Source organism: Microvirga rosea (genome assembly GCF_020595095.1).
GTDB classification, from domain to species: Bacteria; Pseudomonadota; Alphaproteobacteria; order Rhizobiales; family Beijerinckiaceae; genus Microvirga; species Microvirga rosea.
The window spans coordinates 80,682-95,189 of sequence record NZ_JAJDOP010000008.1 but is presented as its reverse complement, the minus strand read 5'-3'; the positions used below and the strand labels follow the sequence as shown (position 1 = coordinate 95,189).

At 60.9% G+C, this 14,508-nt stretch carries 12 protein-coding genes; 6 read left to right on the top strand and 6 right to left on the bottom strand.

Translation table 11 applies throughout. The features are described 5' to 3' along the window. Nucleotides 1–3 precede the first annotated feature (3 nt). Nucleotides 4–951, bottom strand: a complete 948-nt coding sequence (locus LJD17_RS18550; protein WP_227385698.1) for an ABC transporter permease — start codon at nucleotides 949–951, stop codon at nucleotides 4–6. A 68-nt stretch (nucleotides 952–1,019) separates the two neighbouring features. Next, nucleotides 1,020–2,519 (bottom strand): ABC transporter substrate-binding protein, encoded by a 1,500-nt coding sequence (locus tag LJD17_RS18545; protein WP_227385697.1) that lies wholly within the window; start codon nucleotides 2,517–2,519, stop codon nucleotides 1,020–1,022. Nucleotides 2,520–2,660: 141 nt separating this feature from the next. On the opposite strand from LJD17_RS18545, the gene LJD17_RS18540 reads away from it, so the two are divergent. The 6 genes from LJD17_RS18540 (at nucleotide 2,661) to LJD17_RS18515 (ending at nucleotide 8,641) form a co-directional block, all read left to right on the top strand. Next, nucleotides 2,661–3,758 (top strand): anhydro-N-acetylmuramic acid kinase, encoded by a 1,098-nt coding sequence (locus LJD17_RS18540; RefSeq protein ID WP_227385696.1) that lies wholly within the window; start codon nucleotides 2,661–2,663, stop codon nucleotides 3,756–3,758. An 11-nt stretch (nucleotides 3,759–3,769) separates the two neighbouring features. Next, the gene (locus LJD17_RS18535) at nucleotides 3,770–4,798 is read left to right on the top strand and encodes a serine hydrolase domain-containing protein (protein WP_227385695.1); all 1,029 of its coding nucleotides are present in this window, start codon (nucleotides 3,770–3,772) and stop codon (nucleotides 4,796–4,798) included. Between the two features lie 79 nt (nucleotides 4,799–4,877). Next, nucleotides 4,878–5,771, top strand: a complete 894-nt coding sequence (locus LJD17_RS18530; protein ID WP_227385694.1) for an N-acetylmuramic acid 6-phosphate etherase — start codon at nucleotides 4,878–4,880, stop codon at nucleotides 5,769–5,771. A gap of 53 nt (nucleotides 5,772–5,824) precedes the next feature. Further along, complete coding sequence (locus LJD17_RS18525) at nucleotides 5,825–6,727, top strand: N-acetylglucosamine kinase (protein WP_227385693.1); 903 nt, start codon at nucleotides 5,825–5,827, stop codon at nucleotides 6,725–6,727. Nucleotides 6,728–6,823: 96 nt separating this feature from the next. Beyond that, on the top strand, nucleotides 6,824–7,615 hold the full coding sequence (locus tag LJD17_RS18520) for a bestrophin-like domain (protein ID WP_227385692.1): 792 nt from the start codon (nucleotides 6,824–6,826) through the stop codon (nucleotides 7,613–7,615). 75 nt (nucleotides 7,616–7,690) lie between these two features. Beyond that, on the top strand, nucleotides 7,691–8,641 hold the full coding sequence (locus tag LJD17_RS18515; protein ID WP_227385691.1) for a sugar kinase: 951 nt from the start codon (nucleotides 7,691–7,693) through the stop codon (nucleotides 8,639–8,641). 53 nt (nucleotides 8,642–8,694) lie between these two features. On the opposite strand, the gene LJD17_RS18510 is transcribed toward LJD17_RS18515, so the two are convergent. The 4 genes from LJD17_RS18510 to otsB form a co-directional block, all read right to left on the bottom strand. Then, a complete protein-coding gene (locus tag LJD17_RS18510; RefSeq protein WP_227385690.1) occupies nucleotides 8,695–10,275 on the bottom strand; it encodes a peptide chain release factor 3 in 1,581 nt (526 codons plus the stop codon). A 275-nt stretch (nucleotides 10,276–10,550) separates the two neighbouring features. Beyond that, nucleotides 10,551–11,492 (bottom strand): glucokinase, encoded by a 942-nt coding sequence (locus LJD17_RS18505; protein WP_406600846.1) that lies wholly within the window; start codon nucleotides 11,490–11,492, stop codon nucleotides 10,551–10,553. A gap of 101 nt (nucleotides 11,493–11,593) precedes the next feature. Further along, the gene (locus LJD17_RS18500) at nucleotides 11,594–13,402 is read right to left on the bottom strand and encodes a glycoside hydrolase family 15 protein (protein ID WP_227385688.1); all 1,809 of its coding nucleotides are present in this window, start codon (nucleotides 13,400–13,402) and stop codon (nucleotides 11,594–11,596) included. A 3-nt stretch (nucleotides 13,403–13,405) separates the two neighbouring features. Then, nucleotides 13,406–14,149, bottom strand: coding sequence for a trehalose-phosphatase (gene otsB / locus LJD17_RS18495; RefSeq protein WP_406600845.1), 744 nt, complete (start codon nucleotides 14,147–14,149; stop codon nucleotides 13,406–13,408). Between the last annotated feature and the right edge of the window lie 359 nt (nucleotides 14,150–14,508).

The window sequence follows — 14,508 nt, the reverse complement described above, 5'->3', positions numbered from 1 at the left end:
GGCTTATGCCCTCACCCGGGGATCGACGATGACATAAAGGAAATCGACGAGAAAATTCACCACCACGAAGCCCGCCGTCACGATGAGGATCGTGGCTTGGATAAGAGGGTAGTTGCGCTCGGCGATGGCACCGAGAATGAGACGTCCGAGGCCCGGAATGGCGAAGACCTGTTCCACCACGATGGCGCCCCCGAGCAGATAGCCCGTCATGATGCCGACGCTCGTCAGGAACGGGATCAAGGCATTGCGAAGAGCATGTTTGTAGATGACTTTTCGCTCGCTCAACCCTTTGGCCCTTGCCGTGCGAACATAGTCTTGTCCGAGGGCATCCAGCATCGCCGAACGAACGAGACGTGACAGGTTGGCCAGAATCGGCAGCGCGAGAGCGACGGAAGGAAGGGTCATCCGCTGCAGGTTTCCCAGAGGATCCTCCGAAAACGGAACATACCCGAGAGACGAGAAGCTCGGCATGAAGGCGGAAAACAAGAGGATCAGCACGATGCCGAGCCAGAAAGAGGGAATCGTCAGGCCTGCGATGGCTCCGATGCGCATGGCGACATCCGCGGCTCCGCCACGGGTCTGCGCCATCCAGCATCCCACCGGCACGGCCAGAACGGCTCCGATGAGGAGTGACAGGATCGTCAGCTCGAGAGTCGGCCACAGATGGTTCAGGATCTCGGTCGACACGGGACGTCCCGTCCAAAGAGACGTTCCGAAATCCCCGCGCAGAGCCGAACCGGCCCAGATGAGATACTGCTCCACAACCGGCTTGTCCAAGCCGACACGGCTGTTGAGCTCCGCCATCCGCTCCGGGGTGATCTCCGTGTTGGCACCGAGCATGATGGCCACGGCATCGCCCGGAATGAGGCGGATCATCAGGAAGACGATGATCGAGACGCCGAAAAGAACGACGATCAGATCGATCAACCGTGAAAGCAGAATACGACTCATCGGGATATCTATGTATCAACCGCTGAGGGACCCGGCGTGGCTTCCGCCGGCGCCGGGTCCCTGAAGGCTCAATAGCTTGCGTTCTTCAAGGTCACGAGGGAGCGGTTCGGCATTACCTCGTAGCCTTTGAGCTTGTCACGCATGGCCGAGAACAGGGTGCCGTAGGTCAGGTGCGCCACGGGTCCCGAGCAGGCGAGGGTTTTTTGCACCTGATCATACGCGGACTTGCGAGCAGCCGGATCTTGCTGGGTGCGCGCCTGGTCCAGGAGCTGATCGATCTCCGCATTCGAGTACTTGAAGACGTTTGTCGAGCCGCCGGTGCGGAACGTCCGGTAGAAATACTCGTCCGGATCAGGGCTTCCGGCATTGATCGAGGCGAACATGTCGAAGTTGCTGTTGCGCCAATCCTGGATGAACTGGCCCTGCTCCTGGTTCTTCAGCTCGACCTTGAAGCCCGCCTTGTTGAGCTGCTCCTGAACCACCTGGGCGATATCCTTGACGTCCTGGCGCGGCAGAACATTCATGGTGACCGCAACCGGCACGGCGACACCGGCTTCCTTCAGAAGCGCCTGTGCCTTGGCGGGGTCGGGGCTGTAGCAGGGGAAGTCCTTGACGGCGAGCGCCCAGGATTTCAGCGCAGGAGACAGGGGACCTCCGGGAACGCCGGCGCCGAAAAGCGCCGCATCGACGATTTCCTGCCGGTTGATGGCATAATTGACTGCTTCACGAACTTTGGGATTGTCGAAGGGCGGCTTTGAAACGTTCATGCCGATCAGCGTATAGGCAAGATCCAAGGTCTCGCCGAGCGTCACATTCGGCTTTCCCTTGAGCTGAAGCGCCGTTGCCGCATCGATGTTCGGCAGAAGTGCATACTGGCCGTTGGTCAGACCAACCTGGCGCGTCGCCGATTCAGGAACGATGTTGAACTTCAGGCCCGATAGCTTCGGCGTATCCTTCTGCCAATAGGCGTCGTTCTTCGCCAGGAGGATGAAGCCGTTCGGCTGCCATTCCTGAAATTTGAAGGGGCCCGTTCCGACCGGAGCCTTTTGAAGGATATCCTTGTTGGTCTCCGTCTCGCTCGGCACAACCGCGATGGTGGCAAGCGAAGAAAGGAGCGGCGCGGAAGGCTCCTTCAGGGTCAGCTCGACCGTCTGCGCATCGACGGCCTTGGCGCCCTCGATGGCGGAGAGACGGCTGGCGAGAGGCGACGCGATGTCCTTGCTCTGGACACGACGGATCGTCGCCGCGACGTCTTCAGCCGTCATGTCGGTGCCGTCGTGAAACTTCACACCCGAGCGGAGCTTGAACGTATAGGTCTTGCCATCGGATGAGACGGTCCAGGACTCGGCAAGGCCAGGAACGACCTTGAGGTCCTTGTCGACGGCCGTCAGGCCTTCATAAATATTGCCGTTCACGACCATGAAACTCGGGAAGGCCGTGATGAGGTGCGGATCGAGCCCTGTCGGCCCGTTGTCCATTCCGATCTCCAGCACCTGAGCCGAGGCTGAAGCCATAGCCGCCACCAATACGCCTGCGCCGACGGCGCTCCGCAGTACCGACCTGAACATGCGTCTTTTCTCCCTTGCAAGCCGCTTCTGGTTTATAGGTCATCCCCGTGAACCTGTCATGGTCCAATATCATACCACTCTAGACCACTTCGGAGGGTATGCTATGGTTCCTCTGGACCCTGGCTCTTCCGGAGATGACCGATGTTGCAATATTCGCCCGTTAAAGCGATTGGCGTCATTAGCGGCACGTCCATGGACGGAATTGACGTTTCCATCGTCGAAACCGATGGAGACACGATCGTGCACCCAGGTTCCGGGCAGACTTTTCCTTATCCCGAAGATCTTCGAAACAAGCTTCTGGCTTTGATTGCCGAGCCGACGCGTGCCCAGAGCGAGCCGCTGGAGGATCTCGATCAGGCGGTGACGGATGCTCACATCGATGCCGTCCGGCGTTTCATGAGTGAATCAGGCATCGCCGCGGCGGATGTCGGCGTCATCGGCTTCCACGGCCAGACGGTCTACCATCGTCCGGAGATTCGCTTCACGCGCCAGTTAGGGCTTGGGCCCATCGTTGCAAAACGGCTGGGCATCGACACGGTCGATCGGTTCCGTCATGCGGATGTGGCTTCAGGTGGCGAGGGCGCACCTTTCGTTCCGCTCTACCATCGGGCTCTCGCGCACGGGCTGGCCCAACCCCTGATGATTCTCAATCTCGGCGGGGTCGGCAATGTCACCTATATCGATGGCGATACGGTGATCGCCTTCGATACGGGACCCGCAAGCGCACTTTTGGATGATTTCGTCCTTCGTCGCAGAGGAATCGCTTTCGACGAGGATGGGAAGATCGCCGCGTCGGGCCATCCGGACCAGAATCTCGTGGCCACGTTCATGGCCAACCCCTTCTTCGATCGTCCAGCTCCGAAATCCCTCGATCGACAGGACTTTCACGCGAGAGCAAAGGGTGTCGAAGCGCTTTCCGATGAGGACGGCGCCGCAACTCTTGCGGAATTCACCGTCGAGTCCGTTGCCGCCGCCTTGAGGCATGTGCCGAAGGCCCCCCTTCGCTGGGTGGTCACGGGCGGCGGACGACGCAATGCCCATTTCATGAGACGCATGCGCGAAAGGCTGGGCGTGAGCGTCGAGCCCGTGGAGAGTGTCGGCTGGAATGGGGACTTTCTTGAAGCGCAAGCGTTCGGCTATCTGGCGGTTCGCTCCATGAGAGGATTGCCCTTGAGCCTGCCGACCACCACCGGGGTGCCCCATCCCATGCCCGGCGGCGAACTGCACCGCGCAGCCTAAACCGTCGTGTCATGAATCTGGACGTCATTGTCGAGCAGGCTTTCGAACCGGCGGCAGGATCAATTGCTCGCGGATCCATTCCGGGAGCAATCCTCGGCCTGATCACGGCCGATGGACGGCGCGCCGTGCATTGGCGCGGGATGGCGCAGATCGAACCGACGCAAGCAGATTTGTCGCGCCAGACCTGGTTCGATCTGGCATCCCTCACCAAGGTCATCTTCACCACGACGAGAATCCTGACCTTCGTGGATGAGGGAAGGATCTCCCTTGACGATCCACTGGTGAAGGTCATTCCCGATCTTCGCCAGTACGACATGGAGGCAGCGGAACGAAAGCTGACGTTCCGGCAATGTCTGGCGCATCAAACCCACCTTCCGGCGGTCGAACCCCTTTACACCTATGGCCAGGATCCACAGACCCTGCGGGCATTTATTCTGCAGAGAGTGTGGAGAAGCGGGCCGCCGGTTTATTCCGACATCAACTTCATGCTGCTTGGGATCGCCATTGAGCGCATGACCGGACAGCCTCTCATCGATCAACCCCTCCCGCCGCAACTTACATTCAAGCCGGACCCCGGCAACTGCGCGGCAACCGAGCGATGCACCTGGCGGGGCCGCATGATCCAGGGCGAGGTGCATGACGAAAACGCCTTTGCCTTGGGAGGCGCGTCCGGTCACGCGGGATTGTTCGGCACCATTGACGGCGTTCTGGACTTTGCCCGATCGCTTCTCGACGGTTCCGGGCTTTCGCCTGCTTCCCTGAAAGCGATCCGCACCCGTGAGTCCGAAAAGCGCACCGTGGGGTGGGAGGGCGCCTACAAGGGATGGCATGGTGGCGACACCTGCTCCCCATCGACCATCGGGCATACGGGCTTTACGGGAACAGGTCTCTGGATCGATTTCGAGCGTGGTCTCGCTTGGACGCTTCTCACCAACCGCGTCCACCCTTCCCGTCACACGGAGAGCGGCATCCTGCCCTTGCGCCGTGCCACGGGCGAGCGAGTGATCGCCTCGTTCGATGCAGACGCGCAACAGGCCTGAAGATCTTGCATCCTGGTGTTTCCGAGAATTGCTGAATGCGGCAACTGGACCTATATTGGTCTGCAAGAAAGAAGCGATCATGCCCACCGAAAACTTCAGCAGCCGTTTCCAGGATCTGGATGCCTGGCCCAGCCTCGACATCCTCACCGCCTTTTTCGAAGGACAGCTTTCTGCCGTCGCCGCCGTGCGATCGGCGCTCCCTTCGATTGCCGCCGCCGCCGAGGAGGCTGCCGGGCGGCTCCGGAACGGCGGGCGCCTCGTCTATGTGGGCGCTGGAACCTCGGGACGGATCGGCGTTCAAGACGGAACCGAGCTTCCCCCGACCTTCAACTGGCCCGACGATAAGCTCGTCTACCTGATCGCAGGCGGCGAAGGAGCCCTTCTGAAGGCGGTCGAGGATGCCGAGGACTCCGTTGAGCAGGGGATCGCGGGCATCAGGGCCTCCGCCGTTGGTCCCAATGACGTGGTGATCGGCGTTGCCGCCAGCGGCAGAACCCCGTTCACGATTGCGGCGCTCGAAGAAGCGAAAGCCCGCGGCGCCCAGACCATCGGAATCTCGAACAATGCCGGCGCGCCGATCCTCGATGTCTGCTCTCATCCCATCATGGCGGATACGGGCGAAGAGGTCATTGCCGGTTCCACACGCATGAAAGCCGGGACGGCCCAGAAGGTCATCCTCAACCTCCTGTCCAGCCTCGTCATGATCCGTCTTGGACGTGTTTATCGCGGCCTGATGGTTCATATGCGGGCGACGAATGCGAAGCTGCGGCGACGGAGCGAGATCATGGTTTCCCAGATCACCGGCTGCGACGACGCAAAAGCCGTTGAAGCCTTGCGCCAGGCCAACGGGGACATGAAGCTCGCCTCGTTGATCGCTCTCGGCGTGTCGCCTTCGGATGCCGAAGAGGCTCTTGCACGAAGCGACGGCAATCTGCGCGAGGCTCTCGCACACTTTTCGCATATCGCGACTTGAGTCCGCCCCCGCGCCAGATCTAGAAAGGTCTCGGGTCAGGGAAGCAACAGGTCATGGGGCTGGGGCTTGGTATCGATGCGGGCGGAACGGCGACACGGTGGCGTCTCGTCGACCGCGCAGGAGAATGTCTGGCGCAAGGCTCCGTCGAACCGCTGACCGGCCATCTTTTCTCTCCGGCGGCGGTGGAGCGTGCACGGCGTATCAGCACAGAGATGGCCTCCGCGGTCGCACAAACCGGAGCGCCGGCAGGGATTGTTGCCGGCATCACGGGCTTGACGCGCGACACTCCGGCCGAAACGGCCATGCGCACGATATTGGCGGAGGTATTCTCGCTTTCTCCAAATCGCATCTTCGTCGCGGAGGATATGTGGATTGCCTATCTATCCTATTTCGCGCTCGGGGACGGCATTCTCGTTTACAGTGGCACTGGCTCCATTGGTTACTATCTGTCACCCGACAAGCAGGTGATCCGTGTCGGCGGGCGCGGGAACCTGATCGACGACGGCGGCTCCGGCTTCTGGATCGCCCGAGAGGCCTTGAAGGCGGTCCTGCGCAAGGAGGAGGAGAGCCCGGGCGAAGGCTGGACGAGCCCCCTCGGCAAGACCCTCGCAAAGGCGCTCGGCGGCACGGATTGGGACGTGGTGCGGACCTTCGTCTACGGAGGCGATCGCGGAAAGATCGGCCTTCTTGCCAAGGCGGTTGCGGACGCCGCGCAGGATGGCGACTTCCTGTCCCTGAACATTTTGCGCGAGGCCGGCCGGGAACTGTCTCGGCTTGCCAACAGCTTGATCAAGCGGATCGGTCCCCGTCCCGTCGCTCTCGTCGGTGGAGGAACACGCCTTCATCCGATTATCGCAGCGGCGTTTCGCGAGGAGTTGCGAGCCCCGGTCGAGGTCATCAACCACGATGTGGATGCGGCCCTGACGGCCGGTAAGCTCGCCGCGATGGTGGATTAGGCTCGGGGTGCTTGCGGGAGCTTTTGGAAAGCCTCTGTTCACAAGCTCCCAAAATCGCATAGTGTCGCGCGGATCCCGCCTGTTCTGGAGATATACGTGATTTTCGACACGTGGCTCGACATGCCCGTTTGGGGAATTTTTGCTTCCCTAGCCGTGACCTTTGCGCTTTCCGCCCTGCTCATCTATCGATTGAGCTTCGGCGCTGCGATCCGGCCTTACACTTCCACTTTCGTGGGCGTTGTGGCGCCGTTCTTCGGAGCCGTCGCTGTCCTGTTTGCCCTTCTGACGGGCTTCCTGGCGAACGAGGTTTGGGAACGGGACCGTCAAGCGATGCGCACCGTTTTAGGCGAGCGCGGAGGCCTGGTGGCGCTTCAGGCCCTCAGCACGGCGACGGTGACCGACATGGAGGGGATCCGGGAAACGGCCCGAAGCTACGCGGAAGCTCTGATCCAGGACGAATGGCCGCGCATGCGTGACCAGGAAAGTTCCGCAAAGGCAGGCCAGGCGCTCCTGACCCTGCTCACGCAGATTTCCAACCCGCAGGTTGCGGCAGGAGCGGGAGCCGCCGCGCAAACCGCCCTTCTGGATACGGTTCTGAAGCTTCGTTCGGCCCGGGACGACAGGCTCGCCCTCAGCGGAGACCAGACTGACCGGACGAAATGGACAGCCGTCCTGATCCTGGCGTTCATCACGCAGGTGGCGATCGGCGTGGTTCATCTGGAGCGGCCACGGGCGCAACTCGCGGCACTGACGATCTTCTCCACAGCCGCCGTGATCACCCTTGGGCTCATTGCTATCCGGGAGAGGCCTTTCGACGGTATCGCCCAGGTTTCTCCGCAGCCTATCGTGGAAGCCTTGCGGACGATGACCAAGGCTGCCACGCCTTGAGCTTGATGCAGGAAGGTTGCACAATCGGCGCGCCTCGGGCAGACCCGAGGCGCTTTTAAGGATGATTTTCTCGCGATGGACGCTCTTTTTGTTGGCCAGACCTATATCGACGTGACCTTTCTGGCGGATGAAATTCCGACCGGCGACGACAAGACTGTCGCACGGGATTATGCCATTTCCTTCGGCGGAAATGCGGTCACGGCAGCTTTCGCCTGTGCCAAGCTCGGCGTCGCGCCGGATCTCCTGACCTCGATTGCCGATGACTATCTTGGCCGCATGTTCATCGACATGGCGGCGAAGTTCACCATTCCGGTACACCATCGGAAGGTCAAGGAATCGTCTCTTTCCTTCATCATGCCGCGCGGCGGCAAGCGCGCCATCGTCCGTTGCCGCGACGACCATTATCTCCACCCGGTGCCGCCCCTTAACCTGACAGGATGCAAGGCTTTGCACCTCGACGGGCATCAGGCCGATGCGGCCATGCATTACGCCCGCACATGCCGGGAGGCCGGCATCCTGACATCCCTCGACGGGGGCGGCCTTCGGTCGAATACCCATGAACTGCTCGAGTTCATCGATGTCGCCATCGTGGCAGAGCGCCTCTGTGAACAGATGAACCTGACCCCGGGAGAGATGCTCGGCTATCTCAAGAGCCGCGGCTGCAAGATCGGAGGGGTGACGATGGGTGAACGTGGCCTGCTCTGGTATGATGAAACCGGCGCGGAAGGCGTTCTTCCGGCGCTTGCGGTCCCGCCGGATGCGGTGATCGACACCAACGGCGCCGGCGACATCTTCCATGGGGCCTATGTCTATTCTGCCATTGCGCGTCCGGAATTGGCTTGGCGTGAGCATTTCATCCTCGCCCGCGCCGCCTCCGCATACGCGATCCAGCATCTCGGAAACGAAGCAAGTCTTCCGTCCCTCTCCGACATCGTCCGCACCCAGGCCGCCTTCCCGGAAAATCAGGCTGGTGCTTTCCTTATCCAGCCAGAACCCCAGAAGTTGAGTCTCAAGAGCGCGCGTTGACGGACGGGCGAACCCTCCCGCCAACGCAGGCATCGTGGCGACACATGGCCACGTCAGACCTTCTTTTGATAGTCCTTCACGTCTGAAAAGCGGATCGCCTTGTAACGATCCTGCTCGTACTGCAGGTTGAAGGTATTGGCGGCCATGAAAACCGGCGCGTCATCGAGATCGCGCGCCATTGCCGAAAGATGGCTGTCGACGAATTTATCGAGTTCGGCCCGATCATCCGCCGTGATCCAGCGGCAAATGGAAAATCGCGTCGGTTCATAGTCGATGGGCAGCCCGTATTCCGCCTGGAGACGCTCCTTCAACACGTCGAGCTGGAGAGCGCCCACAACCCCGACGATAGCTCCTGAACCGTCTTGCGGGACAAAGAGCTGCACGACGCCCTCCTCCGCCATCTGCTGCAGGGCCTCGCGCAGCTTCTTCGCCTTCATGGCATCTTGAAGCTTGATCCGGCGCAGGATTTCCGGCGCAAAACTCGGCACGCCGCGAAAAACGATGTCTTCACCTTCGGTCAGGGTATCGCCGATGCGTAAGGTGCCGTGATTCGGCAGGCCGACGACATCGCCGGCCCAGGCTTCATCTGCGATGGCGCGATCCTGCGCGAAGAAGAATTGGGGCGTGTTCAGGCTCATGGGCTTTCCGGTCCGCACGAGCTTGGCCTTCATGCCTCGGGACAGCTTCCCCGAGCAGATGCGCATGAATGCGATACGGTCGCGGTGATTCGGATCCATGTTGGCCTGGATCTTGAAGACGAACCCCGTCATCTTCGGCTCGCCTGCCTCCACCAGTCGTTTGTCGGCTTCCTGGCCCCGCGGAGGCGGAGCGTATTCGGCCATGGCGTCGATGAGGTCGCGAACACCGAAATTGCGCAGGGCGCTGCCGAAGAATACGGGCGTCAGGTGTCCTTCCCGGAAGGCTGCGAGCTCGAAGGGCTTGCAGGCTTCCTGCGCCAGCATCACCTCTTCCTGCCATGCATCGACCTCTTCAGGCGGAAGCAGATTGAGGAGAGCCTTGTCGTCCGGTCCGGAAACGGAGATGGGTTCCTCGTCCGTATCGATCCGCCGCACAAGGTTGCGCCGTAGGTCGAATGTTCCGGCAAATCCGCGACCCTGGCTGATCGGCCACGTGACGGGCGCCGTATCGAGCGCAAGGGTTTTCTCGATCTCGTCCAGCAGATCGAAGGGACTGCGAGCCTCCCGGTCCATTTTGTTGACGAAGGTGACGATCGGGATGTCGCGCATCCGGCAGACTTCGAAGAGCTTGCGAGTACGCGCCTCGATACCCTTTGCCGCGTCGATCACCATGATGGCGGAGTCGACGGCCGTGAGAGTGCGGTACGTATCCTCCGAGAAGTCCTCGTGGCCGGGGGTATCAAGCAGGTTGAAGACGCAGTCGCCATACTCGAAGGTCATGACGGACGTGACGACGGAGATACCGCGCTCCTTTTCGATTCCCATCCAGTCGGACCGGGTGGAAACGCGGTTCTTCTTCGCCTTCACCTCTCCGGCAAGCTGGATCGCGCCTCCGAACAGCAGCAACTTTTCGGTAAGCGTCGTCTTGCCGGCGTCCGGGTGGGAAATGATGGCAAATGTACGGCGGCGGCCCACAGGGGCCGGAAGATCGGTCATGGCTTTTGAATACTCTGGATTGGAGGCAAGACGCCGCAGCGGCGCCCCCTTACGTCATGAGGGGTTTCAACCCATATTGGTGTTTCCCGTCAACAACGAAAGGAGGTGATCCAGTGTCTGATTGTCATACGAAGCGGTCCCAGATTGCCGCAGCCTGGATCTTGGCCTCTGCTGAGGTTCGTGCGTAACGCACTCATGGCGCGGTCTTCTAGGATCGCGGACCGACAATGGAAAGGCCGCCCTCAGGGCGGCCTTTCTTTTTGGGCTTTTTCGGCCTAGCTCCGCATCCACCCCTGTGATTGGTAGACGAATCGGCCGGTATGGGTCACCAGAACCGCCAATCCCTGCAGGGCCGGCTCCCTGTGGGTAATGACGAATGCCGGAACATTCCGGGCCCAGGCGTCATGGGGCGCCTTTTGGTCGAATGCCTCCCGGAAGCTCCCCTGCTGGAGAATATCCACCATCCTTGGGGCGATCCCCCCAGCAATGAAGACCCCACCCGTCGCCTCGAAGGTCAGGGCCAAGTCTCCCGCGAAGCGCCCGAGGTAGCGGGCGAAGCGATCCAATGTCTTCGCAGCCAGCGTGTCGCCCGCCTGGGCCGCCGTCAAAATGTCGTTTGGAGCCGAGAAGGGGCAAGGGGTGCCCGCATGAGCGGCGAGGGCGCGAGCGAGACGAAAGAGACCAGGGCCGGAGAGTACAACCTCGGCCGTGACGCGCCCCCCTACCCGCTCGATGTGACGCCAGAAGCCCATTTCCTCTTCTTCGACAGGTCCGAACTCCGCATGCCCGGCCTCCGTTGCGAGGATTGCAAAGCGATCCTCGACGGGAACGAGCGCGGCAGCCCCGAAGCCTGTTCCGGGCCCAAGAACGAGGCGAGAACCTGATCCTGCGGCAATGGGCTCGCCCAAGGGTGCCAAGTCACCCGAGGCGGCCTCCAGAACCGTGACCGAGGCGGCGACCGGCGTGTAATCGTTGACAAGAACAACCCGATCGAGCCCGAGGGCTGTCCCGATTTCCTCTGAGTCCACCGTCCAATGGGCGTTGGTGAGGCGGATGGCAGGCCGGTCCACGCGGGTCGCAACGGCAATCATGGCGGATCGCGGCGCAGGCCCGTCATATCCCTTCAAAGCCGCCTTGATGGCTTCGACCGGTCCGGATGCCTCCGCCGTCAGGGCACGCGGCAGAAGATGAACGGCTTCGCCCGGAGCCGGAAGAATGGCGAAACGGGCGTTCGTACCGCCGATGTCGCCGAGCAGAACAGGAAACGCAAACATCAAACGTTGTCGACCTTTCTGCTCTTGTGAGCCGTCCGGGAGGATCAAAATGCTTCCTCCCAGCTCCGGCTGAGGCGCACGGCAGAATTAATGAGGCCCACCATGGAGTAGGTTTGCGGGAAATTGCCCCATAATTCGCCGGTCGTGAAGTCCGCATCCTCCGAAAACAGCCCAAAGGAGTTACGAAGCGCCAAAATCCGCTCGAACAATTCACAGGCTTCCTTCCTGCGTCCCGTGACATTGAGGGCGTCGACATACCAGAAGCCGCAGATCATGAAGGCCGTGTGCATGAGGCCGAAATCGTCCTCGACATCGTACCGGAGGAGAAGGTCGCCCCGGCGAAGGGTCTCGCCGATGGCGTCCACCGTCGCGATGAAGCGCGGATCGTTCGGTTTGACGAAATTCAGCTCGGCGAGGAGCAGAAGGGTCGCGTCGAGATCGCTCCCATCGAACGATGACACGAAAGTCCCTTTTTCCGGATTATAGGCCCGGGCGTCGATGATGGCATGCATCCGGTTGGCGTGCTCACGCCAGAAAGCCGCACGGTCTTCGCGTTCCATGGCATGAGCGATCTTCGCCAAGCGATCGCAGGCCGCCCAGCACATGACGCTAGGGAATGTATGAACCGCCGCCTTGGTGCGCAGCTCCCACGGCCCCGCATCGGGCTGATCGAACACCTCGATAGCTCGCTGCCCGAGCTTTTCCAAGTGATCGAAAAGTGCTTTGTTGCCGGTGCGGATGAGGCGCTTGTCGAGGAAGGCATGGGTCGAGGCGAGGACGATGCTGCCATAAGCGTCGTTTTGGATTTGCGTGTAGGCGGCATTTCCGACTCGAACCGGCCCCATGCCCCGGTAGCCTGAAAGCGCCTCCGCCTCCCGCTCATCCAGGTCCGGCGAACGCGTGATGCTGAAAAGCGGCGGCATGTCGCGCAATTCGGGCTTGGCTTCCGCATCATCCACGATGTTGGTGATATAGGTAAGATATTCCTCCATCGTCTTGGTCGTTCCCAGGCGGTTTAGTGCCTGGATCACGAAATAGGCATCCCGCAGCCAGCAATAGCGATAATCCCAATTGCGCTTCGTATGGGGGGCTTCGGGGACGGAGGTGGTCAGCGCAGCGACGATCGCTCCTGTTTCCTCATAGTTGCAGAGCTTGAGGGTAATGGCGGCTCGGATCACCGCTTCCTGCCAGTCGAACGGAATCGACAGGGACCGCACCCAGTCGCGCCAGAAATCGACGGTTTTCTCGAGAAATTCCCTGGCCGTCGTGTCCGCCTCCGATCGCAGCGGCTCATCCTCTCCAAAAAAGAACGAAATCGGTCGGTCGACCACGAATGGCCGTTCCTCATCCACGTACGAAATCGGCGCATCCGTCGTGAGCCGCAAAGATCGATGAGGGCCGACGAAGCGCAGATGATTGCTGCCGCGGGTCTTGGACGGTGTTTGCGAACCCCATTCGAAATGCGGCCGCAACCGAACCCGTATCCGTGGCCGGCCCTTGACCGGCCTGACGCGCCGGATCAGCAAAGGGGGCCGGAACGTCCGGTCGAAGTTCTTGAAACGCGGCGCGAAATCCGTGATCTCGACGACGTTTCCATAGGAGTCAGTCATGGTCGAAACCAAGACAGCCGTATTCTCCAGATAATGTTGCTCGCAGCTTTGAAGGCCGACCTGATCGATGGCGAAGACTCCGCGCTGCTCCGCGTCGGTGCGTTCTTCAGGGCAATCCAGCAAAGCGGAGAAGACCGGATCCGCATCGAAACGCGGGAAGCAGCTCCATACAATCTGGGCGCGACGGTCGACGAGCGCCGCGATCATGCAGTTGCCGATGACGGCAAGGTCGAGAGAGCTCATGTGTCAATGGTTCTCCTGGAAGGGAAAAGCACCCTGAACGGCCCATCGAGCCAATGCGTGCCTCAGATCGGCAGGTGAGCCCAGACGTTCCCTGGCAACGGTTTCTCCCGTGCCTATCCGGACGGAGAAGCCTCCGAGAGCATTGACCATCTTGAACCCATTCTCGTCCGTCAAATCATCTCCGACGAAGATGGGACGTCGACCATGATAGGGAGAGTACTGCAGAAATTTCTCAATCACTTTTCCCTTACCCGCAGCAGAGGGAAGAATTTCCGCCACCGCCTTTCCAAACTGGACCCGATAATCGCTTCCAAGAGCTTCCAGGGCCGAATGTACGACGGAATGGACGAATTCCCTTTCGATCGGGGCAAGACGCCAGTGGATTGCGACGGAGCAACCCTTGTCTTCGATCAGGATCCCGGGCCTTGACCGCAGGATCTCCTCGAGACGCTCGACCATCTCGCGCAGCCGCGGATGATCGTCAGGATCGCAAAGGAACAGGTCGCCTTCGATACGATGTTCGAGCCCGTGAAGCCCCGCCATGTCGAAACGGCGTGTCCCGAGATGCTGATCGAGAAACGCGATGGGCCGCCCGCTGATGATCGCGAGGGCGCCGCCGAGACGGGCTTCGAGGCTTGCCAGGATCTCGGGGAGATTGGGATCGACGGCGACTGCCTCGGGGCGTTCGACGATATCAACGAGCGTCCCGTCGAAGTCGAGAAAGAGAGCCCAGTCCTCCTGGGCCATCGGATCGGCAGACTGCCTCAAAAGAACTTCAGGCATAGAACTGCACGGAGCCCCTGGATAAAGAAACCGACAACGGGGAACGTCCCTTTCCACAACAGGATTTCGCCGCCGGACGATGTCCGCCTGCGCGATCAGCGGTGCTCAAGTTCTGCTTCCCTTCAGATTTTTGGAAATAGTGCACGGTCACGCTTTAACCCTCGGGCCCTGACAAAGTTTCCTCATGGAGCCGGGACGCCAAGCCGCAGCGCCGCCCTTTGCGGGCTTCCTGCGGACATTTGCGAAAGGCCTCTCTCGGTTCAAATATGCCTGGACGCATGAATGTCCACCGGCCCTCACGACGGGGATGGCAGATCGGCCCA